The organism is Synechococcus sp. N32, assembly GCF_900473895.1.
Classification (GTDB): Bacteria; Cyanobacteriota; Cyanobacteriia; order PCC-6307; family Cyanobiaceae; genus Parasynechococcus.
Genome location: NZ_UCND01000011.1, coordinates 1 through 23,446, shown reverse-complemented (window position 1 = coordinate 23,446; position 23,446 = coordinate 1). Strand labels below are relative to the sequence as shown.

Sequence of the window (23,446 nt, the reverse complement as noted above, 5' to 3'; positions counted from 1 at the left end):
GATGACACACATGGACGATGGGCCTTAAGCGATTGGTCCGCCGATCACGCCAAACAGCACCACCAGGCCGATCACACCGGCAAACACAATCAGGGCATAGAACTGGGCCCGTCCGGTCTCGAGATATTTGAGACCTTCGCCGCTGCCGAGGGTGAGCAGTCCGGTGAGGTTCACCACGCCATCCACCACTTTGGCGTCCACCTCGAGCACCTCCCGCGCCAGTTTGCGGCTGCCGCGAACGAACAGCTTTTCGTTCAACACATCGAGATACCACTTGTTGGCAAGGAAGGCATTCACCGCCGGGAAGCGGCCGGCCACCAGCTGCCCAAGATCAATCCGACGCAGGGCATAGGCCAGAACAGCCAGGCTGATGCCGGCAACGGAGATGGCCACGGAGGCGCCCGCCAGGGGGAGAAACTCGCCCCAGCTGAACTGTTCGGCCATCTCGAGGGCTTCTTCCGGATTGAGAAGGCCCGCAAAACGGCTGTTCCATGGGGTGCCCAAGAGGCCAATCAGGACGGAAGGCACCGCCAGCACCGCCAAGGGGGCAGCCATCGGCCAGGCCGATTCGTGCACGCTGCCGCCATGGGCGTGGTGCTCGGAAGGATCCTTGCCAGCGGCGGTCAGCAGCTGGGCCTGCATGGCGGTGTCATTGCCGCGGAATTCCCCTTCAAAGGTGAGGAAGTAGAGCCGGAACATGTAGAAGGCCGTCATCCCCGCCGTCAGGAAGCCCACTACCCAGAGCAGTGGGTAGCTGTTGAAGGCTTGACCAAGAATTTCGTCCTTGCTCCAGAACCCGGCCAGGGGCGGAATGCCACTGATGGCGATGCAGCCGATGAAGAAGGTGATCGAGGTGACGGGCATCTTTTTGCGCAGGCCGCCCATCAGGCGCATGTCCTGGGCAAGAACGGGCTCGTGGCCCACCACCTCCTCCATGGCGTGGATGACGGAGCCTGATCCCAGGAACAACATCGCCTTGAAGAAGGCATGGGTCACCAGGTGGAAGATGCCGGCGACCGGTGCACCGCAACCCATCGCCAGCATCATGTAGCCGAGCTGGGAGACGGTGCTGTAGGCCAGACCCTTCTTGAGGTCCATCTGGGTGAGGGCGATGGAAGCCCCCAGGAAGCAGGTGATCGTGCCAACGACGGCGATCACGGTTTGAACGATGGGGAACTGGGCATAGAGGGGATCAAGGCGGGCCACCAGGAACACCCCTGCGGCCACCATCGTTGCGGCGTGAATCAGCGCTGAAATCGGCGTCGGGCCCTCCATGGCATCGGGCAGCCAAACGTGGAGGGGGAACTGGGCCGACTTGGCCATCGGACCCATGAACACCAGAAGGCAGAGCAGCAGCGCTGCCCATGGGGCCACCGTTCCGGCGGTCAGGCCGTTCTGCAGACCATCGGCGATTCCCTGGAAATCGAAGCTTCCGGTGGCCCAGAACAGGCCAAGGATGCCCAACAGCAGGCCGAAGTCACCAACCCGGTTCACCACAAAAGCCTTCTGAGCGGCGTGGGCGGCACCGTCGCGGTCGTACCAGAAGCCAACCAGCAGGTAGGAGCACATGCCCACCAGCTCCCAGAAGACGTAGATCTCCAGAAGATTGGGGCTGATGATCAGACCCAGCATGGAGCTGCTGAACAGCGCCAGGTAGGTGAAAAAGCGCACATAGCCCTTGTCATGGGCCATGTAGCCGTGGGAATACACCAGCACCAGCAGGGCGATGGTGGTGACCAGCGCCAGCATCACCGCCCCGAGTGGATCCACCACGTAGCCCATCGGCAGAACGAAGTTGCCGGCACTGGCCCATACGAACAGATGCTCAACGGGTGGGGCGCCATTGAGCTGGTTAAACAGGATGCTGTAGCTGAGGGCCGCAGCTGCGCCAACGCAGGAGATCAACAGCAGCGCAACAGGTTTGCGCAACCGATTGATCGTGCGGTTGAAGCTGATCAATCCCAACCCGGTCAGCACTGCACCGAACAGGGGCAGAACCGGAATGAGCCAGGCGAGTTCCTCGGCCGAGGGCATTCGCATAAAGGAGGTTGAAGCGAGTGTAGGCAGCTCAGCCCAGCAGGTTCTGGAGTGCTGAATTGCGCATCAACTCGGCAGCCGTCGGAATGAAGCGATGGGCCCACCAGAACACGCCGACGGCTATGGCGATGCCCAGTTGCGCTGGTCGAACGAATTCCTGCCACTGCAACTGCTGGCGTCCATCCAGCACCGCTGCGAAAGGCACGATCGAGGTGCTGGCCTTGAGCTCGTCAAAGGCTTCTCCGAAGCGGGCCTTCAGGCGCTGGTCGCCATGCCAGACGGCGAAGAGGTGATGGCCGATCAGGCCCACGCAGGTCACCAGCATGAAGCTGCTGCCGATCCAGAGGGCGTGGGTGAGGCACCAGAGGATTTGCCCGATGGCCTGGGGATGGCGGCTGATGCGGATAATCCCCGTGGCGTAAAGACGCACCTGCGGTTTCAGCACCGCCGGGATCTCCAGCAGGTTGTAGGTGGCTGGATAGAGGAAGAGAAAACTGATGGCGGTTCCGATCCACACGAGTGGAATCACCCCAGGCACGCCCTGGAGATTCCACAGCCGCACCCCGTCGTAACGATGAGCCAGGAACCATCCGATCACCACCACGGCCGAGGGAATGCTGGCTGCCGCGAAGATCAGGCGCCAGGCCCGTGCTCCGATCACGGCCTCAGCCCGGCTGCGCAGTGCAGCCCCACCGCTGTGAATCACTGCAAACAGGATCAGCAGCACCAGCATCACGACGCTGCTGTGGTGGGAGGAGGCCATGGCGGCTGCGTTGGAAGTGCGTGATTCTGGCTGTCGGACGTGGCGGTCCTAAATTTCCGGTGTTCCTCCGGGTGTTCCGCGGTGGCCGATCTGCCGTTCACCCTCGACCAGCTGCGGATCCTTCGCGCGATTGTCAGTGAGGGCAGCTTCAAGAAAGCCGCCGACAGTCTCTATGTCACCCAGCCCGCCGTCAGCCTTCAGATCCAGAACCTGGAGAAGCAGCTGGAGGTGTCGCTGTTTGATCGCGGCGGGCGCAAGGCGCAGCTCACTGAAGCTGGCCATCTGCTGCTGAGTTACTGCGACCGGATCCTGAGCCAGTGCCACGAAGCCTGTCGGGCTCTGGATGATCTCCACAACCTCAAAGGTGGATCCCTGATCGTGGGAGCAAGTCAGACCACCGGTACCTATTTGATGCCCCGGATGATCGGTCTGTTCCGCCAGAAATATCCGGACGTGTCCGTGCAGCTCCAGGTCCACAGCACCAGACGCACGGGCTGGAGTGTGGCCAACGGTCAGATCGACCTGGCGATCATCGGTGGTGAATTGCCGGCGGAACTCAATGAACTGCTCCAGGTGGTGCCCTACGCCAGTGATGAGTTGGCGCTGGTGCTGCCGGTGAAGCACCCCTTGGCCCGACTGGCTGAACTCACCAAGGAAGACCTCTATCGCCTGGGCTTCGTCTGCCTCGATGCGCAATCCACCACCCGGAAGATGGTCGACCAGCTTCTGGCGCGCTCCGGCCTGGATGTGCAGCGCCTGCGCATCGACATGGAGCTGAATTCGCTGGAAGCCATCAAGAATGCCGTTCAGGCGGGCCTGGGAGCCGCCTTTGTCCCTGTTGTGTCGATCGAGCGGGAGTTATCGGCGGGAACGATTCACCGGCCCCAGGTGGCTGATCTGCAGGTGAGACGCCAGCTCAAGTTGATCACCCATCCCGCCCGCTACTGCTCACGCGCCTCGGTGGCCTTCCGCAATGACGTTCTGCCCGTCTTTGCCAGCGCTGACAGCCCGATTCGTCAGGCAGCGAAGGTCGTGCCTGAAGCGATCGGGGAGCAACTGGTTCAGAACTGATCGGCCTCGGGTGTTACGCCCACAGCGTCATCTGCCACGCCTCGGGTGAGGAATTTGTTCTCACTGATATCGGTTTGGTAGACGCAGCGCACCACGGGCTTGTCCCGAACGGAGCCGATGTAGGCAAAAGTGTTCATCCGCTGTTTGCACTCACGCTCCTGCTCGGCGGTGATGGCCCCCTCCTTGCGCAGCACCGACCAGTTCTCCCGACGGATCACACAACCCGGTTGCAGGGTTGGCTGGGTCACAAAGCTGCTGGAGGGGTTGAGCGTCGTGTACATCTCGATGTCCATGACGAAGGCGCTCGCCCCCCACTGGCGGCAGAACTCCGGGTCGGGAACGGCCATGTCCAGTTGCTGGGAGCTGGCGATGTTTCCCTGGTCTCCCGTGGTGGTGCTGGTGACAGCGCTGCCGATGCCGATTCCCACCACGAGAACTCCTGCCAAGACGGCCACAGTGAGGGTGCTGAATTGAAAGCCGCCCTGGCCGCCTCCACCACCTGGTGGCGGGCCGGGAGGACGGCCGTATCCGCCCCGGGGTGGAGCGTCGTAACGATCCCGCTCACCGCGGTCGTAGCGGCCATCACGCGGTCGGCGGCCGCCGCGGTCGTAGCGTGAGCCGGTCACAACAGTTCTGGGGTGCGGGGCAGGCCCATGGAGAAGTTCTGCACGCGGCCATCCGGGTTGTAGCTGAGTTCTCCGGCCTGGAGCAGTTGCCGGATGAATCCCTCCAGGTCTGTACCAATGCGGCGCAGGGTGTAGTCACTCAGTTCGCCACCGGCTGCGGCATCCACCAGTTCCTTGAAGCGTCCCTGCACCTTGGCGAGGCTGGCGGCATCCCAGGGAAATTCGTTGTCGGGATCCAGATCCAAGGTCAGTTGGTCATCCGAAGGAACCAGATCCTCCTCTTGAAGTGCTGCTGTGAACAGGCGCACGTGGCGGGTGGTGCACTTGAGAAGGGTGTCAGCCAAGACGCGCCCACGGGAAAGCTGACACGACTTTAAGAAGCGAACGGGGGTCAAGCCCTTTTAAGGTTGGTTTCACTTTCGAGACGGCCGCATGCGCGTCGCTATTGCCGGAGCTGGTCTTGCTGGACTCTCCTGTGCCAAATACCTGGCGGATGCCGGCCACACCCCCATCGTTGTGGAAGCCAGGGATGTTCTCGGCGGCAAGGTGGCGGCCTGGAAAGACGAGGACGGCGATTGGTACGAAACCGGCCTGCACATCTTCTTCGGGGCCTACCCGAACATGTTGCAGTTGTTCAAAGAGCTGAACATCGAAGACCGGCTGCAGTGGAAGAGCCATTCGATGATCTTCAACCAGCAGGACGAACCAGGCACCTACAGCCGCTTTGATTTCCCCGACCTGCCGGCACCGGTGAACGGTGTTGCGGCGATTCTGGGCAACAACGACATGCTCACCTGGCCGGAGAAGATCAGCTTCGGCCTGGGACTGGTCCCCGCCATGCTCCGGGGTCAGGGGTATGTCGAGGAGTGCGACAAATACTCCTGGACCGAGTGGCTGCGGGTCCACAACATTCCCGAACGGGTGAACGATGAAGTGTTCTTGGCGATGAGCAAGGCGCTGAATTTCATCGATCCCGATGAGATCTCCGCCACCGTGGTGCTCACGGCCCTGAACCGCTTCCTGCAGGAGAAGAACGGCTCCAAGATGGCGTTCCTGGATGGCGCACCGCCGGAGCGCCTCTGTCAGCCGGTGGTCGAGCACATCGAATCACTGGGCGGTGAAGTGCACCTCGACAGCCCCCTGCGTGAGATCAAGCTCAATGCCGATGGTTCGGTGGCGGCCTTCCACATCGGTGGCGTGAAGGGAAAGGAGAGCTTCGATCTCACCGCTGATGCCTACGTCAGTGCCTTGCCGGTGGATCCCTTCAAGCTGCTGCTGCCCGAGCCCTGGAAGCAGATGGAGGTGTTCCAGAAGTTGGATGGCCTTCGTGGTGTCCCTGTGATCAACCTGCACCTCTGGTTCGATCGCAAGCTCACCGACATCGACCATCTGTTGTTCAGCCGCTCCCCCCTGCTCAGCGTGTATGCCGATATGAGCATCACCTGCAAGGAGTACGAAGACCCCGACAAGTCGATGCTTGAGCTGGTTTTTGCTCCTGCCAAAGACTGGATCGGCCGCCCCGATGAGGAGATCATCGAGGCCACCATGGGCGAGCTCAAGAAGCTGTTCCCGATGCACTTCAGTGGCGACAACCCCGCCACCCTGCGCAAATACAAGGTCGTGAAGACGCCCTTGTCCGTCTACAAGACGACCCCCGGTTGCCAGGAGCTGCGTCCGGATCAAACCACCCCGATCAAGAACTTCTTCCTCGCGGGCGACTACACGATGCAGCGCTATCTCGCCTCGATGGAGGGTGCTGTTCTCAGCGGCAAGCTCTGCGCCGGCGCAGTGGACCGCAAGACAGGTCAGCTGGCATCATCGACCTCTTCCAGTGAGCCTGTGACGGCCTGAGCCATGCCCCTCGCCTCCCCGGATCTCGACGCAGCCTTTGAGGCCTGCCGTCGGGAGACCGCCGAGTGGGCCAAGACGTTCTATATCGGCACCTTGCTTCTCCCTCCGGAGAAGCGGCGTGCCATTTGGGCGATCTATGTGTGGTGCCGGCGCACGGATGAGTTGATGGACAGCCCGGAGGCCCAGGCGCGTCCGGTGGAGGAGCTTGCAGAGCGGCTCGACCGTTGGGAAGAGAAGACCCGTTCTCTTTTTGAGGGTCGGGTGGAGGACGACCTGGATGCGGTGATGGTCGACACCCTGGAGCGCTTCCCCCAGGGCATTCAGCCTTACCTCGACATGATCGAGGGCCAGCGGATGGACCTCACCTGGACCCGCTACCCCCGCTTTGAAGACCTCAAGCTCTACTGCTATCGCGTAGCAGGCACTGTTGGTCTGATGACCCAGGGGGTGATGGGCGTCGACCAGGCCTACACCTCAGCTCCCTGGAGCGACTGTCCCGACACCTCCGATGCCGCCGTCGCCCTGGGGATCGCCAACCAACTCACCAACATCCTTCGGGATGTGGGGGAAGACCGTGGCCGTGGCCGTATCTATCTGCCCCAGGAAGATCTCGAGCGGTTCGGTTATTCCGAGGAGGAGCTGATGGCTGGAACCCTCAACAACGCCTGGCGTTCGTTGATGCGCTTCCAGCTGGAGCGGGCTCGCGATTGGTTTGCTCGCTCCGAAGCCGGAGTTCGATGGTTGTCCGCCGATGCGCGCTGGCCAGTGTGGACGTCGTTGCGGTTGTATCGCGGCATCCTGGATGAAATTGAACGGGTCGATTACGACGTGTTCACTCACCGTGCCTATGTGGCCAAGGTCAACAAGCTGCTTGATCTGCCCCGTTCATTCCTGTTGGCTCAGTCACGTTAAAAACCCCTGCCGGGATGACCGGCAGGAGTGGAGTTGATCTTCTTTTTCCCTTAATCAGATCAGCTACGGATCAAACCGCCGTCTTCTGGTTGGCCAGCAGATCCTTGAGCTTGGACAGTTCGCCGGCCCAGCGAGGGTCAGGAGCGCCTTCGCTCTTCGCATCGCTGTGGACCACCTTGTTCACAGCCTTGCGGGCCACTTGAGGTTGGCCGGCTGCATTGGGGCTCCACGACGGTTGCCGCCAGCGTTGTTGTCGCGACGCTCGGAGCGCTCGACCCGCAGGGCACTGCCACCGAACTCCTTGCCGTTCAGCGCTTCGATCACGGCGTCAGCCAGTTTCGGATCGTCCACGTTGGCGAAGCCGAAACCGCGGCATGCACCGGTTTCGCGGTCGAGAACCGACTTGAACCGAATCCCTTCTCCCACCGACTTGAGCAGAGCCACCAGCTCCTGTTCTTCAAAGGTCTGCGGCAGGTTGCCGATGTACAGGCGGATGCTCATGAAGGAAAGGAAATGCGATCTGTCGGTGTCTGACCGTCATCATTGACACCAGCAAAGTTAATCACAGAGCCTCGCTTTCACGGGTCAAGAAATGTTGGGCCTCCTTCAGTGCCTCGCTTGGGGTCTGGATGCGTCCAAAGGCATGTTCAAGCTTCAGATGAAGCAGCAGGCGTCCGAGACGGGGGCCGGGTTCGATCTCCAGGGCCGTGAGCAGGCCATTGCCGTCGACCGGGGTTCTGGGGTGGAACAGAGGGTCCTCGGCGTTGCGCCATCGACGCAGCCAGATTTCTTTTTCGGGCATGGGCAGTTGCAGGGCCAGGGCGGGGAGATCCCCCTCCAGCTCCTCATGCAATTGCAGTCGATCGCTCTCGGGTAGCGCGTCCGGTGCCTGGCCGGTGCGTTGCTGCCAGCTCCGCAGCCGTTTGCAGCGCTGGCGCAGGGCGCGACTGGCGCGGAGTTGGCCGAGCCCCTCATCGCTGACCAGGGCCGTCAGTCGCGCCAAGGGCACTGCTGCTGCGGCTTCCTCGCTGGTCAGGCCATCGATGTTGCCTGGCTTGGGAGGTTGCCCTCCGGCCGCCCAGGGATGCAGCAACGGCAGGCTTGTGAGGGCTGCCATCGCGGCGTCAGCGTGTTCGCCCCGCACCAGGCGCTGCAGCTCCGCCAGGATTCGCTCCGGTGCCGCTTCTGGAAGCCGTGCGGCGTGGCGCTCAATCCACGCCATGGTCTGGCTGGAGATGGTGAGAGGGATTTCCGCCATCAGCCGCAATCCCCGCAGCAACCGCAGAGGGTCGTCGATGAGGTTGGCTTCCGAGACGGCGGTCAGGCAGCCCTGCTGGAGGTCGCTCAGTCCTCCTGTGGGGTCCCACAGCTCTCCCCAGGGCTGGAGAGACACGGCGATGGCATTGAGCCGGTAGTCGCGCCGCCAGAGGTCGTCTTCGATGCGGTCTCCGTCCTGTCGGGCGATGTCGACCGTCCAGCCCCCAAGCACCAGCCGAGCAATGCTCCGTTCCGCGTCGAGCACCACACACGTGCCATGGAGCTCCTGGGCCAGGGCCTTGGTCAGGGCGATGGCATCGGATGGGACCACCAGGTCAAGATCCGGCTGCTCCTGGAGACGGTCCAGCAAGCCATCCCGCACGGCGCCACCCACCAGCGCCGTGCCCTCCGGAAGCCGTGCCAGGGGGAGAGGCCACTGGTCTGGCGCCAGTCGCTCTCGCAGCTGGTCAAGCAATGCGTCGCCGGGGCCTTGGGCCATCAGAATGGGGGGAGTGAACGGTCTCGGGAGGCATGTGCATCTGCGTGGATTGCAGCTGGGTTGACCGTTGTCAGGCCTATCACGCAGTTGAGCGTCAGCATGGTGTTCCGCATCTAGCCCAGACACCGGATTTTGAGCCAGACGCGCCCCGCATCCACGTGTCGGTGATGGATCTCCCCGATGGCCAGGCCGGGATTGAGTGGGATGTGCGTTCCTGCTCCAGCTTCAAGGCGGATCCAGGCCGGTGGCAGCGTTGCCGTCCTGGACAGGAGCTGCCCCGATGACGGCTCCACCGCTGCTGCTTGCCCTGCACAGCTGTTCCGACTGCTTTGGCATGGCGCTGCTGGATCCTCAGCAGCCTGGGGCAGAGCCCCTGGTGCAGGCTCATCCGGATGGCCGGGGCCTCTCCAACAGCTTGATTTCGCGGGTTCAGGCGCTCCTCCCTCCTGAGCGTTGGCCCCAGTTGCAGGGCCTTGCCGTCGCGACGGGACCTGGCGGCTTCACCGGCACCCGCCTCACGGTGGTGATGGCCCGCACCCTGGCGCAACAGCTGGATTGCCCCCTGCTGGGGGTGAGCAGCTATGCCCTGATGGCCCCACGCCTGGAGCTGCAACTGCTCCAATCCATGCAGGGGGAACCGTTCTGGATCACCCAAGAGTTGCCGCGCCGGGGGGTGGTGGGTGGTCAGTACCGGATCACGGCCGGGCAGGTTCATGAACTCAGCCTGCCGACCTTGCTGCCTCAGGGGGCATCACCCCAGCCCGCTGTTGAGGTGCAGCTGGATGTGGAAGCGGATGTGGCGCGGCTCCTGCAGCTGTTGCAGCGCAGCCATGCCGCCGGGGCTGCGATGCCCTGGGCTGAGGTGCTGCCGATCTACCCCACCTCACCTGTTGGACAGGTCTAATGGCGGGCGTGCGTACAGGGCTACTGCTGGGAGCTGGTTTGATGGCCTGGCTGTTGGGGCCCGGCCCGCTGTCGCCCTATCGACGGGCTCTGTTGGATCGCAGCCCGCCCCAGCTGGTGCTGGTGCTCGGGGGAGATGTGGATCGGGAACGAATGGGTGCCCGGTTGGCACGTCAGCTCGACCTACCCCTGCTGGTGAGCGGCGGCAGCAACCGTGAGTACGCCGAATGGATGCTCAGTGAGGAGCGCTTCAATCCCGACCGCGTCACCCTGGATTACCGGGCCCGTGACACCCTCAGCAATTTCACGTCTGTGGTGGATGAGCTGCAGGCGGATGGTGTTCGCCACGTGCTGCTGGTGACCAGCGAAGACCACCTGCCCCGCTCCATGGCGGTGGGCCAGGTGGTGGCCGGCAGCCGCGGAATTCAGCTCACCGGCGTTCCCGTGGCCTGCCGCGAAGACTGCACCCAGGAGGGACGCCTCAAGCAATGGAGTGATTGGCTTCGTGCGGTGGCGTGGGTGATGACCGGTCGCGACCTCAGGGATGCTGCGGACCCTGATCCAGCAGAGCGTTGATGCGTTCCTGCAGCAGAGCGGTGGTGGCATCCAGATCAGGCCTGCGGCGACTGGCCGGGGCTGGGATGGGGTCGCCGATGCGCAGCTGAATCGGCACAAGGCGCGGCCAGCTGCGCCCGCTGCCCAAGGCGCGGTGGCTGTTGCAGATGGCCACCGGCAGCAGCGGGGCTCCCGTGCGAGCCGCGAGCAGGGCCGCTCCGGGGAGTGGGTTGTTGATCCGGCCGTCGTTCTGTCGGGTGCCGTCCAGAAACACCCCCGTTGCCCAGCCTTCTTCGAGTCGAGCTGTGGCGGTGCGGATCGCTTCGCGATCGCTGGCACCCCGCCGCACGGGGTAAGCACCACAGGCCCGGATCAAGCGCCCCAGCAGTGGAATGCTGAACAGTTCCGCCTTGGCCATGAAGGCCACGGGGCGCCCCAGGGCATGGCCCAGCAAGGGCGGGTCCAGGTGCGAACCATGGTTGGCTACCACCACAAGGGGCCCTTGCATGGGCACTCGGTTGTTGCCGGAGGTTGATCCGCGGAACAGCAAGCGGAAGACCGGGAACACCAGCAAGCTGCTGACCAGCCGGTAGGTGAGGCTGGGCTTGGGGGTGCGGACGAGGCTGGACTGACTCACTGTCCGAGGTCTCCAGCTCCTGAGATCTGGGCGGTGGTGACCCCGCTCATGCTGCGTTTGGCCAGGCCGCTGAGCACGTTGCCCGGACCGATCTCCACCAGGGTGTCCACACCGCTGTCGGTCATCGCCGCCATGGTTTCGCGCCAGCGCACACCGGTGGTCATCTGCTGCTTCAGGCGCTGTTTGAGCTCGTCCGCACTGGTGCTGGCACTGGCGGCGCTGTTGCTGAGCACCGGAACACTCGCATCCAGAAAGGGCACGTTGTCCAGCTCGGCGGCGAAGCGCTCAGCAGCCTCCGCCATGAACGGAGAGTGGAAGGCTCCGGAGACGGCCAGGGGGATGGCGCGCTTGCATTTCAGGGCTTCACTCACGCTTTCCACGGCCTCTGGAGAGCCAGAGATCACCACCTGCGCATCGCTGTTGTCGTTGGCGATGCTGACGCCGTCCGTGGCGGCCACCAGATCGTCCAGCTGAGCGCGATCGAAGCCGATCACGGCCGTCATGGCGCCGCCACCGGCGTTCGCCATCAGTTCTGAGCGGGTTTTCATCAGCTGCAGACCGGTCTCCAGCCCAAACACCCCTGCGCTGTACAGAGCAACCAGCTCGCCCAGGCTGTGGCCGGCCACCAGCGCAGGCTGGCGGCCTTGCTGCTGGAGGTTGTCGGCCAACACCGATTCGATCACGAACAGGGCGGGCTGGGTGTTGCGGGTGTCGTTGAGGTCATCCAGGCCATCACCACCGCCGCTTTCCCCCTGGCAGATCGCCAGCAGATCGCGCCCCAGCAGCTCTGAGGCCATGGCGAAACGCTCGCGGCTGCCTTCGATGCTGAGCAGCGCTTCTGCCATGCCCACCTTTTGAGAGCCCTGACCGGGAAAGACCCAGGCGATCGCCATTGCTGTGTTCTGCAGACCGTGCCGGAGATTAGGCGGGCCCGCTCCAGCGGAAGAGGGCTGCACCCCAGCTCAATCCCGCTCCGAATCCACTGCTGGCGATGCGGTGGCCGGGTTGGATGCGTCCATCGCGCACGGCTTCATCCAGCATCAGGGGAATGGTGGCTGCCGAGGTGTTGCCGTAGTGGGCCAGGTTGCTGAGCACTTTTTCGGAGGGCACCGAGAAGCGATCCGCCACGGCATCAAGGATGCGCTGGTTGGCTTGATGCAGCAGCAGCCAATCCAGGCAATCTGCGGCGACACCACCCTGTGCAAGCAGCTTTTCGAGAATCGCCGGCACCTCGCGCACCGCGAATTTGTAGACCTCCTGCCCGTTCATCTGGATGGGGTCGAAGCCGCCGCACTGATGGCTGGCATCCCCCACCAGGGGCTGGCGCTGGTTCACCTGGGGCAGCTGGAGCACCTCGCCGCGGCTGCCATCGGAGCGCAACAGAAATCCATGGAGATCGTCCTGGCCGTTCTCCGAGGCCTCCAGCACCACGGCACCGGCCGCGTCACCGAAGAGAACGCAGGAGCGTCGATCGTCCCAGTTCACCCAGCGGCTGAGTTGATCGGCTCCCACCACGAGGATGCGGCGCATCGCCCCGCTGCGCAGATATTGGGCGGCGGTCACAACGGCGAAGAGAAAGCCGCTGCAGGCAGCGGTGAGATCAAAGGCCGCGGCATGGGTGGCGCCGAGGCGCGCCTGCAGCCGTGGAGCCGAACCGAACAGGTCGTCTGGGGTGGAGGTGGCCAACAGGATGAGATCGAGGCTGTCGGCCGACCAACCGGCCATCTCCAAGGCGCGTTCCGCCGCCAACCCGCTCAGTTCCGCCAGGGATTCGTCGCTGTTGACAACCCGTCGCGCGGCAATGCCTGTGCGACTGCGGATCCATTCGTCACTCGTCTCAACCCGCTGGCCCAGCTCTGCGTTGCTGATCGAGCGGCTGGGCGTCGCGCTGCCAGACCCTCGGAACAACACCCCCCTGGTTGTGCTGAGCGGCTCGACCAAGACGGAGGTTGATTGACGTCGCGTCAGTCAATCACAACCCTGTTGCAGCGTGGCGAGATCTTCCATCACCCCATGGCTGGCTGCGGAGTGGGCAATGCGCAGGGCACTGACCACCGAGAGGGCCTTGCTGCTGCCGTGGCCGATCACGGAAATGCCATTCACGCCCAGAAGCAGGGCACCACCATGTTCGGCATGGTCGAGCCGCTTCTTGATGCGCTTCAGGTTGCTGCGCAGAAATGCTGATCCCACCTTGCCGCGACGCCCTCGGGGCAACTCCGCCCGCAGCACCCCCAGCAGAACACTGCCGACGGACTCCAGGAACTTCAGCAGCACATTGCCGGTGAATCCATCGCAGACCACCACATCGAAGTCGCCCGAAAGCACATCCCGGCCTTCGCAGTTGCCGGCGAAGTGGAGCCTGGATTCGTCCCGCAACAATTCGTGGGTCTTCAAGGAGAGATCGTTCCCCTTGCACTCCTCCTCGCCAATGTTCAGCAGGCCGATGCGTGGCCGTTTCACCTGCAGCACATCCCGGCTGTAGATGTTCCCCAGCAGGGCGAACTGGTGCAAGTAGGTGGGCTTGCAGTCCATGTTGGCGCCCACATCAAGCACCAACACCGGCTTGCCTGGATCCTTGGTGGGGAATAGGGCGCCGATGGCGGGGCGGTCGATGCCCTTCAGCCGTCCCAGCCGAAAAATCGCCGAGGCCATCACCGCCCCGGAATTGCCGGCGGAGTACACCGCCTCGGCCTCGCCTTTCTTCACGAGGTCCATGGCCACATTGATGCTGGCGTCCCGTTTGCGCCGCACCGCCGTGGCTTCGTCATCCATGCCTATGGAGGGCCCACTGGCCACCAGGTCCAGATGTCCTGCCGCACGCGCACTCTCCAAGGCTTCGCGTAGGCCGAGGCTGTTGGCGGCAGCCATCACCCGGTCGATCTCCCCCACGAAGCGGATCTTCAGCGGCAGCCGGTCAATGGCGTCCAGGCATCCCTCCAGGATCGGCCCCGGCGCATGGTCACCGCCCATGCCATCCACGGCCACCCAGAGGCGCTCCGCATCGTTGATCTCATCGGTATCGCTGCCCCCTTGCAGCCAGCGCAGGGGATCAAACCCCAGCGGTTGGAGCACGCTGCTGGCCACCGTGCCTGCTCCGGAGACAACAGTTTCCGCCACGTTGCCGGCCATCGAACCCGCTGCCGTTGCTGAGCTGGCAGCGCCATCAACGATGCTTGTGACGGCGGCATTGCGCCGATACCAAATCACTAGGCGACGGATCGCCCGAGGACGGTTTGTTTTGTGCCGCGGCTGAGGGGCCGGGGTGGGATCAGGGTCCTTCGGAGGCAACGGAATCGACGATGCGCTGGAACAGGTAGCCGGTGCCCCGAGCTGTGAGGATCAACTCGGGATTGGCAGGATCATCCTCCAATTTGGAGCGCAGGCGGGAGATGTGAACATCCACCACCCGGGTGTCCACATGGCGCTCCGGGGTGTAACCCCACACCTCTTTGAGGATCTCGCCGCGGTTGAACGGTTCGCCGGAACGGCTCACCAGCAGCTCCAACAGGCTGAATTCCATCCCCGTTAGGCGGATGCGTTCATCGCCGCGGAACACCTGGCGTTTGTTGGTGTCGATGCGCAGGTCGCTGACCTGGATCACGCCGGAGTTGGGAATGCCCGCCACCTGCTCCTTCTCGACCCGGCGCAGCACGCAGCGGATGCGGGCTTCCAGCTCCTTCGGGCTGAAGGGCTTCACCACATAGTCATCGGCACCGAGCTCAAGCCCGGTGATGCGGTCAGCCACGTCGCCGAGGGCCGTCAGCATCACGATGGGAACGTCGGATTCCTTGCGCAGCTCCTGGCAGACGCCATAGCCGTCCAGCTTTGGCATCATCACGTCCAGCACCACCAGGTCGGGGGTGCAGGTGGGGAACAATTCCAGGGCTTCGGTGCCGTCGCAGGCGGTTACGACGTTGTATCCGATCATGGATAGACGGGTTTCCAGGATCCGTCGGATTGATGCCTCGTCGTCGACCACGAGGATCGTTTCCTTGGTGGGAGCCGTGGCCGTCATGGGCACCGAGGCGTTAGTCAGTTCTCGCCACAAATAAAAGGGCAGCCCCCCGGTCTGTTCATTCAACGGCAACTTTCTTCACAGTTCGCAGTGCCCAAATCCACCGCTGTCTTCATCTGTCAGGTCTGTGGAGCCCGTGCCCGACAGTTTTTCGGCCGTTGCCCGGAGTGCGGCAGCTGGAATTCGCTGGTGGAGCAATCCCAGCCCGCCGACGATGGTCGTCGCCGCCGCAGTGCTCCGGATCCGGAGCAGGCCGCTGCTCCGCGACGGTCCACGGCCATGGCCTCGCTGGAGGATCAGCCGCTGCAGCGGCTGGCGACCGGGTCGGCGGAATTTGACCGCGTTCTGGGTGGTGGCCTGGTTCCCGGTTCGCTGGTGCTGGTGGGAGGTGACCCGGGCATCGGCAAGAGCACATTGTTGCTGCAGAGCGCCTCAGCAATGGCGGCCGGTGCATCAGTGCTCTACGTAAGTGCTGAGGAATCAGCGCAGCAGGTGAAGCTGCGCTGGCAGCGGCTTGCCGGGGGGGCATCGGAGCTGCAGTTGCTGGCCGAAACTGATCTGGAACTGGTGCTGGAGGAGCTGGAGGCCCTGCGCCCCGCTGTGGCGATCATCGACAGCATTCAGGCGTTGCATGACGCCAACCTCACCAGTGCGCCGGGGTCCGTCGGTCAGGTGCGTGAATGTGCGGCTGCCCTGCAACGGCTGGCGAAACGCCAGAACATCTCGTTGTTGTTGGTAGGTCACGTCACCAAAGAAGGCATGCTGGCCGGCCCGAAGGTGTTGGAACACCTCGTGGATGCGGTGCTCACCTTCGAGGGAGACCGCTTCGCCAGTCATCGCCTGCTGCGGGCCGTCAAGAACCGCTTCGGTGCCACCCATGAGTTGGGTTTGTTTGAGATGCAAAGCGGTGGCCTGGCCGAGGTGGGCAACCCCAGTGAGCTGTTCCTCAGCGATGCCCGCGCCTCCGGTGTCGCCACGATCGTGGCCTGTGAGGGCACCCGCTCGTTGGTGGTGGATCTGCAGGCCTTGGTGAACGTCACCAGCTATGCCAGTCCGCGACGCACGGCGACTGGGATCGGCACCAACCGTCTGCACCAGATCCTCGCGGTGCTGGAGAAGCACATGGGACTGCCGCTCTCCCGCTTCGACTGCTATCTGGCCGTGGCCGGTGGCCTGGAGGTGGAGGAGCCGGCGGCGGATCTGGGGGTCGCTGCAGCGGTGATGGCCAGCTTCAGAGATCTCACCCTGCCTGCGGGCACGGTCTTGATCGGCGAGCTTGGTTTGGGGGGTCAGTTGCGCCCTGTGGGTCAGCTGGAGCTTCGGCTCCAGGAAGCGGCCCGGCTGGGCTTCCAGCGGGCCGTCGTCCCCCGGGGCAGTGGCCTGGGCGATCTGGCTTCGGGTTTGGATCTCGCTCTGCTGGAGGCCGACAGCGTCACCGAGGCCCTGGTGCTGGCGCTCGGTGATGCCGTGCAGCCCGACCAGACCTGATTCAGAAGTAAACGTCCACGTTGCTGCGGCCCGTGGACTTCAGCCAGTTCTCGATGTCCAGATAACCGCCGGGATTGAGGCGCACCGCCTGGGTCCAGACGTCAGCGGCCTGGTCAAACCAGCGATCCGCTGCGTCCTGCTCGCCGCCTTCCTCCGCGATGCGGCCCCACTTCTCGTAGATCAGCCCCATGTTCTTCAGGCAGGAGGGCTGGTTCGGGTTTTCTTCAAGTGCCTTGCGGTAGGTCTCGATCGCCCGCTCCTCCTCGCCGTTGGACATGTAGATGATGGCCATGTTCTTGAGGGTTTCGCTCCGGTCGGTGGAGTTCTCCTCAAGCTTCAGGGCCTCCTCGTAGTTCTCCAGCGCTTCGGCGTAGTCCCCATCGTTCTGGGCGGAGAGGCCATCCCGGTAATAGACGTAGGCCTCCTTGGAGCGGGCATTGATCGGCAACAGCTTGACGATCAGGTCCGCCATCACCGTGAAGCTCTTGTCAATGAAGTTGTCGTTGCGGTTGCTGCGGGGCACGGCGCTCCGGCGGACGGACCCCCATCCTGACGGGACCGGAGCCCGACCTAGCCTGCTCGTAAAGATCCCTGTTGCGTAAACACCTGTGAGCCCTTCGGTTCAGACCGTCGTCCTGGATGTGGAAGGCATGAAATGCGGCGGTTGCGTCCGCGCTGTGGAAACCACCCTGCTGAATCAGCCCGGTGTTCAGCGCGCTGATGTGAATTTGGTCAGCCGCTCGGCCTGGCTCGATCTCACTGCCGGTGAGATTGATGTGGATGGTGTCTTAAGAGCCCTGGCAGACAGAGGCTTTCCGGCCAAGGAGCGTTCCCTGGATGCCCCGATCGGAGCGGTGGCTGCCGGGCAGGCGCTGCCGGGCTGGTGGCAGCAATGGCGACAGCTGATGGTGGCCCTGGTGCTGCTGTTGCTGTCGGTGCTGGGGCATCTCAGCGAGGCCGGTCACCTGTCGCTTCCCTTGATCGGCAGCCTGCCTTTTCACGCCACGCTTGCAACGGTGGCTCTGCTGGGGCCGGGCCGTCCGATCCTGGTGGGCGGTGTTGCGGCCGCTCGCGCAGGGGCCCCCAGCATGGATTCCCTCGTGGGCCTGGGGGTGAGCAGTGCCTATGTGGCCAGCCTGGTGGCCTTGGTTTGGCCCCAGGTGGGTTGGCCCTGCTTTTTCAATGAACCGGTGATGTTGCTTGGGTTCGTCCTGCTGGGACGTTTCCTGGAGGAACGGGCCCGCTTTCGGACCGGTCAGGCCCTGCAGCAGCTAGCTGAGCTCCAGCCGGACACGGCGCGCCTGCTGTTGAGCGATGGGGCGATTCGTGAGGTGCGCGTTGGCGCTCTCAGGCCCGGTGAAACCGTGCAGCTGCTGGCCGGTGACCGCATTCCGGTGGATGGAGTGGTGCTTGAGGGGGCCTCGGCCGTTGATGTGTCCAGCCTCACGGGTGAGCCCCTGCCGCTGCAGGCGGAGCCCGGCACGGAGTTGTCCTCCGGCAGCCTCAATCTGGAGTCAACCCTGGTGCTGAAGGTCACCCGTGTCGGTGCCGAAACCGCCCTGGCCCGGATCATTCGTCTGGTGGAGCAGGCCCAGGCCCGTCGGGCTCCCATCCAGGGCCTGGCCGATCGTGTGGCAGGCCGTTTCTGTTACGGCGTGATCGGCTTGGCCCTCGCCACGTTTCTGTTCTGGTGGTTGTTCGGTGCCCAGCACTGGCCTGAGGTTCTGCAGGCGTCAGCCCCTGGGATGCCCATGACCCATGCGATGTCCCTCGGGATGGACCATGGCCATGGGATGCATCACGGCGGCTTGGGCAGTGGAGCCAGCACCCCGATGGGTCTGGCCCTGCAACTGTCAATCGCCGTGCTGGTGGTCGCCTGCCCCTGTGCCCTCGGTCTGGCGACCCCCACTGTGATCACGGTGGCCACCGGCTTGGCAGCACGGCGCGGCTGGCTGTTCCGCGGTGGTGATGTGATCGAAACCGCCGCCGGTTTGGAGCATGTGGTTTTCGACAAGACCGGCACCCTCACCTTGGGTCGTCCCCTCGTGACCGATGTGTACGGGGATGAACCGGACTCTTTGTTGCAGCTCGCGGCCAGCCTGGAGCAAAGCAGCCGCCATCCCTTGGCCTACGCCCTGCTGCAGGAGGCCCAGCGCCGGGAGCTCGCACTACTGAACTGTGAGGACGTTCGCACTGTCTCCGGCCTGGGCCTCAAGGGTCATGTGGACGGTGCATCGGCTCAGGTGCTTGTTGGCAAGCCCGATTGGTTGGAGGAGCAGGGTGTTGCCATCGCACCCGCCGCCCAGGAGTGGCTCTCTGCCGCTGAAGGCTCGGTGGTGGCTGTGGCTGTGGGAGCTGTCCTGGTGGGCCTGGTGCAGATTGAGGATCAGCTACGCCCGGATGTTGCCCCGGCATTGCAACGCCTGCGCTCTCACGGTCTGGCGCTTTCGGTGTTCAGTGGTGATCGGCAGGCGGCTGTGCAGCGCCTTGGTCAGCAGCTGGGCTTTGCCGCCAAGGATCTGGGCTGGCAGATGCTGCCGGAGCAGAAGCTGCACCGCCTCGAGCAGCTGCGTCAGGCGGAGCGGGTGGCCATGGTGGGCGACGGCATCAACGATGCGCCGGCCCTGGCCGCGGCTGATCTTGGGATTGCCATTGGCACTGGAACCCAGATCGCGCAGGACTCCGCTGGCTTGGTGTTGCTCGGCGATCGGCTCGACAATCTCCCCGAAGCCCTCAGCCTGGCGCGCCGCACCCTCGTGAAGGTGCGGCAGAACCTGTTCTGGGCCTTCGGTTACAACCTCATTGTTCTTCCGGTGGCCGCCGGTGCCTTGCTCCCCAGCCATGGGGTGCTGCTGTCGCCACCGTTGGCGGCGCTGTTGATGGCCCTGAGTTCGATCACTGTGGTGCTCAACGCCCTGGCTCTTCGCTTGCCATGAACGGTCGCTTCATTGTTCTGGAGGGCATCGATGGCTGCGGCAAGACCACGCAGATCCAGCATCTGGTCGAGTGGTTGCCCAACAGCGGTCTGATGCCGAAGGGTGCTGCTGTGGTCTGCACCCGTGAGCCGGGAGGCACTCCTCTGGGGCGTTCGATCCGGGAACTCCTGCTGCACACGGCAGACCAGGAGGCACCAGCTCCCACTGCGGAACTGCTGCTTTACGCCGCCGATCGGGCGCAGCATGTTGAAACGTTGATCCGTCCTGCTCTGGAGCGCGGTGATTGGGTGATCAGCGATCGTTTCGCGGGATCGACCCTCGCCTATCAGGGCTATGGACGCGGTCTGGATCGGGACTTGATTCAGCGGCTCGAAGGGATCGCCACCACGGGGCTTCAGCCCGATCTCACCCTCTGGCTGCGCCTTTCCGTGCAAGAGAGCCTGCGGCGCCGTCTCGGGGATAAAGAGGATCGCATCGAAGCCGAGGGCGCCGCATTTCTGGAGCGGGTCGCACAGGGTTTTGCCGAGTTGGCCCAGCAGCGCTCCTGGTGCGCCGTCGCTGCAGATCAGTCAGCCAGAGCCGTTCGTGCTGCTCTGGAACGTCAGCTTCAGGAGCATCTGGCTTGAGCGCGCTGTTTGGCGATCTGATCGGCCAGCCCCTCGCCGTTGATCTGCTTTCGGCGGCCCTGGCCCAGGGCCGTGTGGCCCCGGCCTATCTCTTTGCTGGCCCTGAAGGGGTGGGACGTCAGTTGGCGGCGGTGCGTTTTCTGGAGGGACTGCTGGCCGATGGTCAGCCCTCGGCCCGGGAACGCCGACGCCTGCTGGAACGCAATCACCCCGACCTGCTCTGGGTGGAACCCACCTATCAGCATCAGGGCCGTTTGCTGACCCGCGCCGAAGCCGAGGAGGCGGGGCTCAGTCGCCGCACTCCGCCCCAGTTGCGCTTAGAGCAGATCCGCGACATCGGACGCTGTCTGGCCCGGCAGCCGGTGGAGGCGAAGCGTGGGATGGTTGTGATTGAGGCTGCTGAGGCGATGGCGGAAGCTGCGGCCAATGCCCTGTTGAAAACGCTGGAGGAACCCGGCCATGGGGTGCTGATTCTGTTGACCTCAGCCCCCGAGCGGTTGCTCAGCACAATTCGCTCCCGCTGTCAGTTGATCCGTTTCCTTCGGCTCAACCCCGAGGCCATGGCTCAGGTGCTCGAGCGCACCCGTGCAACCTCTCAAGATGCTCCGGAACTTCTGGCCTTGGCTGCCGGGTCTCCAGGCGCCCTGATCGACCATCGGCGCAGCCTGGCTGGTTTGCCCGAGGAGTTGGTTCAGCGCCTCGATTCGCTTCCCGCCACTCCCATGGAGGCACTTGCGTTGGCACGCGATCTCTGCGAAGCCCTCGATGGCGAGCAGCAGCTGTGGTTGATTGGCTGGTGGCAACACCGGCTTTGGCGCTCCGGCAGTTCCGCCTCAAGCCTCAAGCGCTTGGACACGCTGCGCGGTCAGCTGCTTTCGTTTGTTCAGCCGCGATTGGCCTGGGAGGTGGCGCTGCTCGATCTCACACCATCCGTCTCTTAAGTGCACGTAGGCGATCAAGCCGAGGCTCGATCACCTTGCTGTTTGCGCTCTTCGCGTGCCATGGCCACCACGTCCTCCAGGCCATCCATCTGGGTGCTGGTGGGCAGTTCCAGGCAATAGCCCGCTCCGTACACCGTTTTGATGAAGCGTGGTTTGCGGGGATCGGGTTCCAGCTTGGTGCGCAGGTGTCTGACGTGCACGCGAATGATCTCGATGTCGTCATCGGGCTCGTAGCCCCACACTTCCTTGAGGATCAACGAGGGGGCCACGGTCTGCCCGTGACGCTGCAGCAGGCAATGAAGCAGTTCGAATTCCAGGTGCGTGAGCCGCACGGGCTGATCAAACCAGATCGCTTCAAAGCGCTCGGGCACCAGGGTAAGAGGCCCGTAGCTGAGGATCTCGTTGTGGTTGCTTGTTCCAACCGGAGCTCGGTCACTGCGACGCAGCAGGGCTTTGACCCTCACCTGAAGTTCTTCGAGATCGAAGGGTTTGGTCAGGTAATCGTCGGCTCCGGAATTGAAACCGCTCACCTTGTCTTTGGTGCCGCCGAGAGCCGTGAGCATCAGGATCGGAATCCCAGCGGTGCGGTCGTCGCGCCGTAGGCGCTGACACAGGGTGAGGCCATCCACTTTGGGCAGCATCAGATCCAGCAGGATCAGATCCGGGGTGTATTGCAGCGCGAGGGCTTGGCCTTTGATGCCATCGTCGGCGCGCTGAACATCGAAGCCGCTGTGCTCCAAATGGCCGCTGACCAGGTCGCGCATGTCCTGGTCATCTTCGATTAGCAGGATGCAGGGCTTCATCGGTTCGGCGGCAATTCGGCTGGAGAAATAACGAGCGCTTGTCTGTAGGGATTAACGCTGAACGGATTCTCTCAAGCTTTTCAAGTGTCTGCAGATTTTCAGCAAAGAGACCCCTAGTGGCTTGGTTGTCGCAGATCGCTTGCAGGGTCAGCGATCTGGAGTTTTTTTTTGCTTGTCTTCCGCTCCTGTCTGTTTAGGAAGTCTTCCGCTTCGGGCAATCACCCGTCACGAAAATCCTCTGTTCGTCAATAAAAAAGCCACAGCGTGAGCTGTGGCCTTAAAGCTCCCCGGGCGGGATTCGAACCTGCGACCAATCGATTAACAGTCGACCGCTCTACCGCTGAGCTACCGAGGAATGAGACCCGAAGAACTTACCCCTCGAATGTGCCCCCCTGCAAGCGCCATTGCAGTTCTGTTCCTCGGGTCCATGGTCCAATCCGACCGTCTTGCATGCGAGCGGCACCATCGGCGAAGGCCAATTCCCCAAGCCTGTGGGTGATCCACAGCGCCGTGATCGGCTTCACGGGGTCTTTGCAAAGCCGTTGCACGGTGGTCAGCACGGTTGCTTGGCTGCTGGGATCGAGCAGGGCGGTCGGTTCATCGAGCAGCAGGAGACCGGCGTCACTGGCCAGGGCTCCGGCAATGGCCAGGCGTTGTTTCTGGCCGCCGCTGAGGCTGTGGATTGGCCGCTTCTCCAGTTGGGCGAGGCCAAGCTGGCTCAGCAGGCTGCGCACGGTGCTTAGGCGGTGCTGCTGGGGCCCTTCAGGGTCCATGCCCAGCATCAGATCGCTGCCGCAACTGGGGAGCAGCAGCTGATGGTCTGGGTTCTGAAACACCAGGGCCGTTTTGCTGCGGCAGGCGATGCGTCCGCTCTGGGGTTCGAGCAGTCCTGAAATCAGGCGGAACAGGGTGCTTTTGCCGCTGCCGTTGCTGCCCACCAGCATCCAGAGGCCTGGGCCAGGAATGACCAGGTTGCAACGGTTGAGGGCCTGCTGGCCGTTCGGCCAGCGGTGGCTGACGGCCTCAACGCTCAGTTCGGCGGTTGAGGTGTCAGGAATCAAAGGAAAAGCCGGGACGCTTGCTGCCACCCGCTGCCGCAGCTTTCTCATAAAGCTGAACGGCGAGAACCTCACTGACCAGCAGCGTTACTTTCTTGCCTTCTACTTTCTCGCAGGTGAGCTCCAGCAGCCGCGGTTGGCCGTTCTCGAGTGCCTGGCGGATCTGCTGATACAGCGCATCGGCGTCTGCATGCTCCTTGCGCTGAACAGACACCGGGACAGGACTCATGCGCAGGGCCAGTTCGATGACGTACACAGCGTTGGAAAGAAGCGATGCGTCATCTTCGCGGAGGGACCGGCATCCCGTCGGTCCAAAAATGCGCATTTCTACTTATCCCCTCGAAAAGACTGCGTGGAGCCGCCCCATTTCGGTGATCACCCCCTAGGCTCGGCCGTGTAACGGATCATGAAGTACCTCTCATGACGATCGCTGTAGGACGCGCGCCACAGCGGGGATGGTTTGACGTC

The 23,446-nt window shown here is 63.4% G+C and carries 24 protein-coding genes, 1 tRNA gene and 1 pseudogene; 10 read left to right on the top strand and 16 right to left on the bottom strand.

What is annotated here, in order from left to right; all coding sequences use genetic code 11:
* Window positions 1-24: 24 nt before the first annotated feature.
* Entirely contained in the window at window positions 25-2,034 is a 2,010-nt protein-coding gene (locus DXY35_RS03735) for an NAD(P)H-quinone oxidoreductase subunit 5 (RefSeq protein WP_115081179.1), read from the bottom strand.
* A 34-nt stretch (window positions 2,035-2,068) separates the two neighbouring features.
* Window positions 2,069-2,800 (bottom strand): NnrU family protein, encoded by a 732-nt coding sequence (locus tag DXY35_RS03730; RefSeq protein ID WP_115081178.1) that lies wholly within the window; start codon window positions 2,798-2,800, stop codon window positions 2,069-2,071.
* A gap of 81 nt (window positions 2,801-2,881) precedes the next feature.
* On the opposite strand from DXY35_RS03730, the gene DXY35_RS03725 reads away from it, so the two are divergent.
* Window positions 2,882-3,871 (top strand): LysR family transcriptional regulator, encoded by a 990-nt coding sequence (locus DXY35_RS03725; protein WP_114987555.1) that lies wholly within the window; start codon window positions 2,882-2,884, stop codon window positions 3,869-3,871.
* Here the strand turns inward: DXY35_RS03725 and DXY35_RS03720 are convergent.
* Both DXY35_RS03720 and DXY35_RS03715 read right to left on the bottom strand, forming a co-directional pair.
* Window positions 3,862-4,497, bottom strand: a complete 636-nt coding sequence (locus DXY35_RS03720; RefSeq protein ID WP_115081177.1) for a DUF3172 domain-containing protein — start codon at window positions 4,495-4,497, stop codon at window positions 3,862-3,864. The two genes, DXY35_RS03725 and DXY35_RS03720, sit on opposite strands and share 10 nt — an antisense overlap.
* Window positions 4,494-4,841 carry an NAD(P)H-quinone oxidoreductase subunit M gene (locus DXY35_RS03715; protein ID WP_170950506.1) on the bottom strand — a complete coding sequence of 116 codons (348 nt, stop codon included), beginning with the start codon at window positions 4,839-4,841 and terminating at the stop codon, window positions 4,494-4,496. Before DXY35_RS03715 ends, DXY35_RS03720 begins: the two co-directional genes overlap by 4 nt.
* An 88-nt stretch (window positions 4,842-4,929) precedes the next feature.
* On the opposite strand from DXY35_RS03715, the gene pds reads away from it, so the two are divergent.
* Window positions 4,930-6,348 (top strand): 15-cis-phytoene desaturase, encoded by a 1,419-nt coding sequence (pds, locus tag DXY35_RS03710; RefSeq protein WP_115081175.1) that lies wholly within the window; start codon window positions 4,930-4,932, stop codon window positions 6,346-6,348.
* A gap of 3 nt (window positions 6,349-6,351) precedes the next feature.
* Entirely contained in the window at window positions 6,352-7,260 is a 909-nt protein-coding gene (locus tag DXY35_RS03705) for a phytoene synthase (protein ID WP_115081174.1), read from the top strand.
* 70 nt (window positions 7,261-7,330) lie between these two features.
* Here the strand turns inward: DXY35_RS03705 and DXY35_RS03700 are convergent.
* Both DXY35_RS03700 and DXY35_RS03695 read right to left on the bottom strand, forming a co-directional pair.
* A pseudogene (locus DXY35_RS03700) lies at window positions 7,331-7,761 on the bottom strand (RNA recognition motif domain-containing protein).
* Window positions 7,762-7,822: 61 nt separating this feature from the next.
* The gene (locus DXY35_RS03695; protein WP_115081173.1) at window positions 7,823-9,016 is read right to left on the bottom strand and encodes a CCA tRNA nucleotidyltransferase; all 1,194 of its coding nucleotides are present in this window, start codon (window positions 9,014-9,016) and stop codon (window positions 7,823-7,825) included.
* 32 nt (window positions 9,017-9,048) lie between these two features.
* On the opposite strand from DXY35_RS03695, the gene DXY35_RS03690 reads away from it, so the two are divergent.
* Genes DXY35_RS03690 through DXY35_RS03680 form a run of 3 tightly spaced genes read left to right on the top strand, consistent with a single transcriptional unit; the run spans window position 9,049 to window position 10,495 of the window.
* Entirely contained in the window at window positions 9,049-9,300 is a 252-nt protein-coding gene (locus DXY35_RS03690; protein ID WP_011365320.1) for a Ycf34 family protein, read from the top strand.
* A complete protein-coding gene (tsaB, locus tag DXY35_RS03685) occupies window positions 9,297-9,920 on the top strand; it encodes a tRNA (adenosine(37)-N6)-threonylcarbamoyltransferase complex dimerization subunit type 1 TsaB (RefSeq protein ID WP_115081172.1) in 624 nt (207 codons plus the stop codon). The genes DXY35_RS03690 and tsaB overlap by 4 nt, the downstream gene beginning before the upstream one ends.
* Entirely contained in the window at window positions 9,920-10,495 is a 576-nt protein-coding gene (locus tag DXY35_RS03680) for a YdcF family protein (RefSeq protein ID WP_115081171.1), read from the top strand. The genes tsaB and DXY35_RS03680 overlap by 1 nt, the downstream gene beginning before the upstream one ends.
* Here DXY35_RS03680 and DXY35_RS03675 read toward each other — a convergent pair.
* The 5 genes from DXY35_RS03675 to rpaB are packed head-to-tail and all read right to left on the bottom strand — an operon-like array spanning window position 10,458 to window position 15,126.
* Window positions 10,458-11,111, bottom strand: a complete 654-nt coding sequence (locus DXY35_RS03675; protein ID WP_115081170.1) for a 1-acyl-sn-glycerol-3-phosphate acyltransferase — start codon at window positions 11,109-11,111, stop codon at window positions 10,458-10,460. The two genes, DXY35_RS03680 and DXY35_RS03675, sit on opposite strands and share 38 nt — an antisense overlap.
* Window positions 11,108-12,004: an ACP S-malonyltransferase gene (fabD, locus tag DXY35_RS03670; RefSeq protein WP_115081169.1), complete on the bottom strand. Its 897-nt coding sequence runs from the start codon at window positions 12,002-12,004 to the stop codon at window positions 11,108-11,110. The genes DXY35_RS03675 and fabD overlap by 4 nt, the downstream gene beginning before the upstream one ends.
* Window positions 12,005-12,032: 28 nt before the next feature.
* Window positions 12,033-13,022, bottom strand: a complete 990-nt coding sequence (locus DXY35_RS03665) for a beta-ketoacyl-ACP synthase III (protein WP_244272956.1) — start codon at window positions 13,020-13,022, stop codon at window positions 12,033-12,035.
* A 57-nt stretch (window positions 13,023-13,079) separates the two neighbouring features.
* Window positions 13,080-14,399, bottom strand: coding sequence for a phosphate acyltransferase PlsX (plsX, locus tag DXY35_RS03660; RefSeq protein WP_115081166.1), 1,320 nt, complete (start codon window positions 14,397-14,399; stop codon window positions 13,080-13,082).
* Window positions 14,380-15,126 (bottom strand): response regulator transcription factor RpaB, encoded by a 747-nt coding sequence (rpaB, locus tag DXY35_RS03655; RefSeq protein WP_025362545.1) that lies wholly within the window; start codon window positions 15,124-15,126, stop codon window positions 14,380-14,382. The genes plsX and rpaB overlap by 20 nt, the downstream gene beginning before the upstream one ends.
* Window positions 15,127-15,216: 90 nt before the next feature.
* Between rpaB and radA the strand changes: the two genes are divergently transcribed.
* Entirely contained in the window at window positions 15,217-16,614 is a 1,398-nt protein-coding gene (radA, locus tag DXY35_RS03650; RefSeq protein WP_115081164.1) for a DNA repair protein RadA, read from the top strand.
* A gap of 1 nt (window position 16,615) precedes the next feature.
* Here the strand turns inward: radA and DXY35_RS03645 are convergent, their stop codons facing one another.
* Window positions 16,616-17,137: a photosystem I assembly protein Ycf3 gene (locus DXY35_RS03645; protein ID WP_006849793.1), complete on the bottom strand. Its 522-nt coding sequence runs from the start codon at window positions 17,135-17,137 to the stop codon at window positions 16,616-16,618.
* Window positions 17,138-17,222: 85 nt separating this feature from the next.
* Between DXY35_RS03645 and DXY35_RS03640 the strand changes: the two genes are divergently transcribed.
* The 3 genes from DXY35_RS03640 to DXY35_RS03630 are packed head-to-tail and all read left to right on the top strand — an operon-like array spanning window position 17,223 to window position 21,117.
* Window positions 17,223-19,550, top strand: coding sequence for a cation-translocating P-type ATPase (locus DXY35_RS03640; RefSeq protein ID WP_115081162.1), 2,328 nt, complete (start codon window positions 17,223-17,225; stop codon window positions 19,548-19,550).
* Window positions 19,547-20,176, top strand: coding sequence for a dTMP kinase (tmk, locus tag DXY35_RS03635; RefSeq protein WP_115081160.1), 630 nt, complete (start codon window positions 19,547-19,549; stop codon window positions 20,174-20,176). Before DXY35_RS03640 ends, tmk begins: the two co-directional genes overlap by 4 nt.
* On the top strand, window positions 20,173-21,117 hold the full coding sequence (locus tag DXY35_RS03630) for a DNA polymerase III subunit delta' (RefSeq protein ID WP_115081158.1): 945 nt from the start codon (window positions 20,173-20,175) through the stop codon (window positions 21,115-21,117). The genes tmk and DXY35_RS03630 overlap by 4 nt, the downstream gene beginning before the upstream one ends.
* Before the next feature lie 14 nt (window positions 21,118-21,131).
* On the opposite strand, the gene DXY35_RS03625 is transcribed toward DXY35_RS03630, so the two are convergent.
* The 4 genes from DXY35_RS03625 to DXY35_RS03610 form a co-directional block, all read right to left on the bottom strand.
* Entirely contained in the window at window positions 21,132-21,920 is a 789-nt protein-coding gene (locus DXY35_RS03625; protein ID WP_115081156.1) for a response regulator transcription factor, read from the bottom strand.
* Between the two features lie 283 nt (window positions 21,921-22,203).
* Window positions 22,204-22,275, bottom strand: a tRNA-Asn gene (locus DXY35_RS03620).
* Window positions 22,276-22,291: 16 nt separating this feature from the next.
* Window positions 22,292-23,029, bottom strand: a complete 738-nt coding sequence (locus tag DXY35_RS03615; RefSeq protein ID WP_371681729.1) for an ABC transporter ATP-binding protein — start codon at window positions 23,027-23,029, stop codon at window positions 22,292-22,294.
* Complete coding sequence (locus DXY35_RS03610) at window positions 22,971-23,234, bottom strand: hypothetical protein (protein WP_115081151.1); 264 nt, start codon at window positions 23,232-23,234, stop codon at window positions 22,971-22,973. The genes DXY35_RS03615 and DXY35_RS03610 overlap by 59 nt, the downstream gene beginning before the upstream one ends.
* Window positions 23,235-23,446 lie beyond the last annotated feature (212 nt).

What these genes read in the sequence shown, in the direction of transcription:
- pds (WP_115081175.1), top strand. Translation starts at nt 4,930, where the DNA reads ATGCGCGTCGCTATTGCCGGAGCTGGTCTTGCTGGACTCTCCTGTGCC.
- DXY35_RS03625 (WP_115081156.1), bottom strand. Translation starts at nt 21,920, where the DNA reads ATGAAGCCCTGCATCCTGCTAATCGAAGATGACCAGGACATGCGCGAC.
- DXY35_RS03695 (WP_115081173.1), bottom strand. Translation starts at nt 9,016, where the DNA reads ATGGCCCAAGGCCCCGGCGACGCATTGCTTGACCAGCTGCGAGAGCGA.
- DXY35_RS03615 (WP_371681729.1), bottom strand. Translation starts at nt 23,029, where the DNA reads ATGAGAAAGCTGCGGCAGCGGGTGGCAGCAAGCGTCCCGGCTTTTCCT.
- DXY35_RS03735 (WP_115081179.1), bottom strand. Translation starts at nt 2,034, where the DNA reads ATGCCCTCGGCCGAGGAACTCGCCTGGCTCATTCCGGTTCTGCCCCTG.
- tsaB (WP_115081172.1), top strand. Translation starts at nt 9,297, where the DNA reads ATGACGGCTCCACCGCTGCTGCTTGCCCTGCACAGCTGTTCCGACTGC.
- DXY35_RS03730 (WP_115081178.1), bottom strand. Translation starts at nt 2,800, where the DNA reads ATGGCCTCCTCCCACCACAGCAGCGTCGTGATGCTGGTGCTGCTGATC.
- DXY35_RS03690 (WP_011365320.1), top strand. Translation starts at nt 9,049, where the DNA reads ATGTGCATCTGCGTGGATTGCAGCTGGGTTGACCGTTGTCAGGCCTAT.
- DXY35_RS03680 (WP_115081171.1), top strand. Translation starts at nt 9,920, where the DNA reads ATGGCGGGCGTGCGTACAGGGCTACTGCTGGGAGCTGGTTTGATGGCC.
- rpaB (WP_025362545.1), bottom strand. Translation starts at nt 15,126, where the DNA reads ATGACGGCCACGGCTCCCACCAAGGAAACGATCCTCGTGGTCGACGAC.
- DXY35_RS03705 (WP_115081174.1), top strand. Translation starts at nt 6,352, where the DNA reads ATGCCCCTCGCCTCCCCGGATCTCGACGCAGCCTTTGAGGCCTGCCGT.
- tmk (WP_115081160.1), top strand. Translation starts at nt 19,547, where the DNA reads ATGAACGGTCGCTTCATTGTTCTGGAGGGCATCGATGGCTGCGGCAAG.
- fabD (WP_115081169.1), bottom strand. Translation starts at nt 12,004, where the DNA reads ATGGCGATCGCCTGGGTCTTTCCCGGTCAGGGCTCTCAAAAGGTGGGC.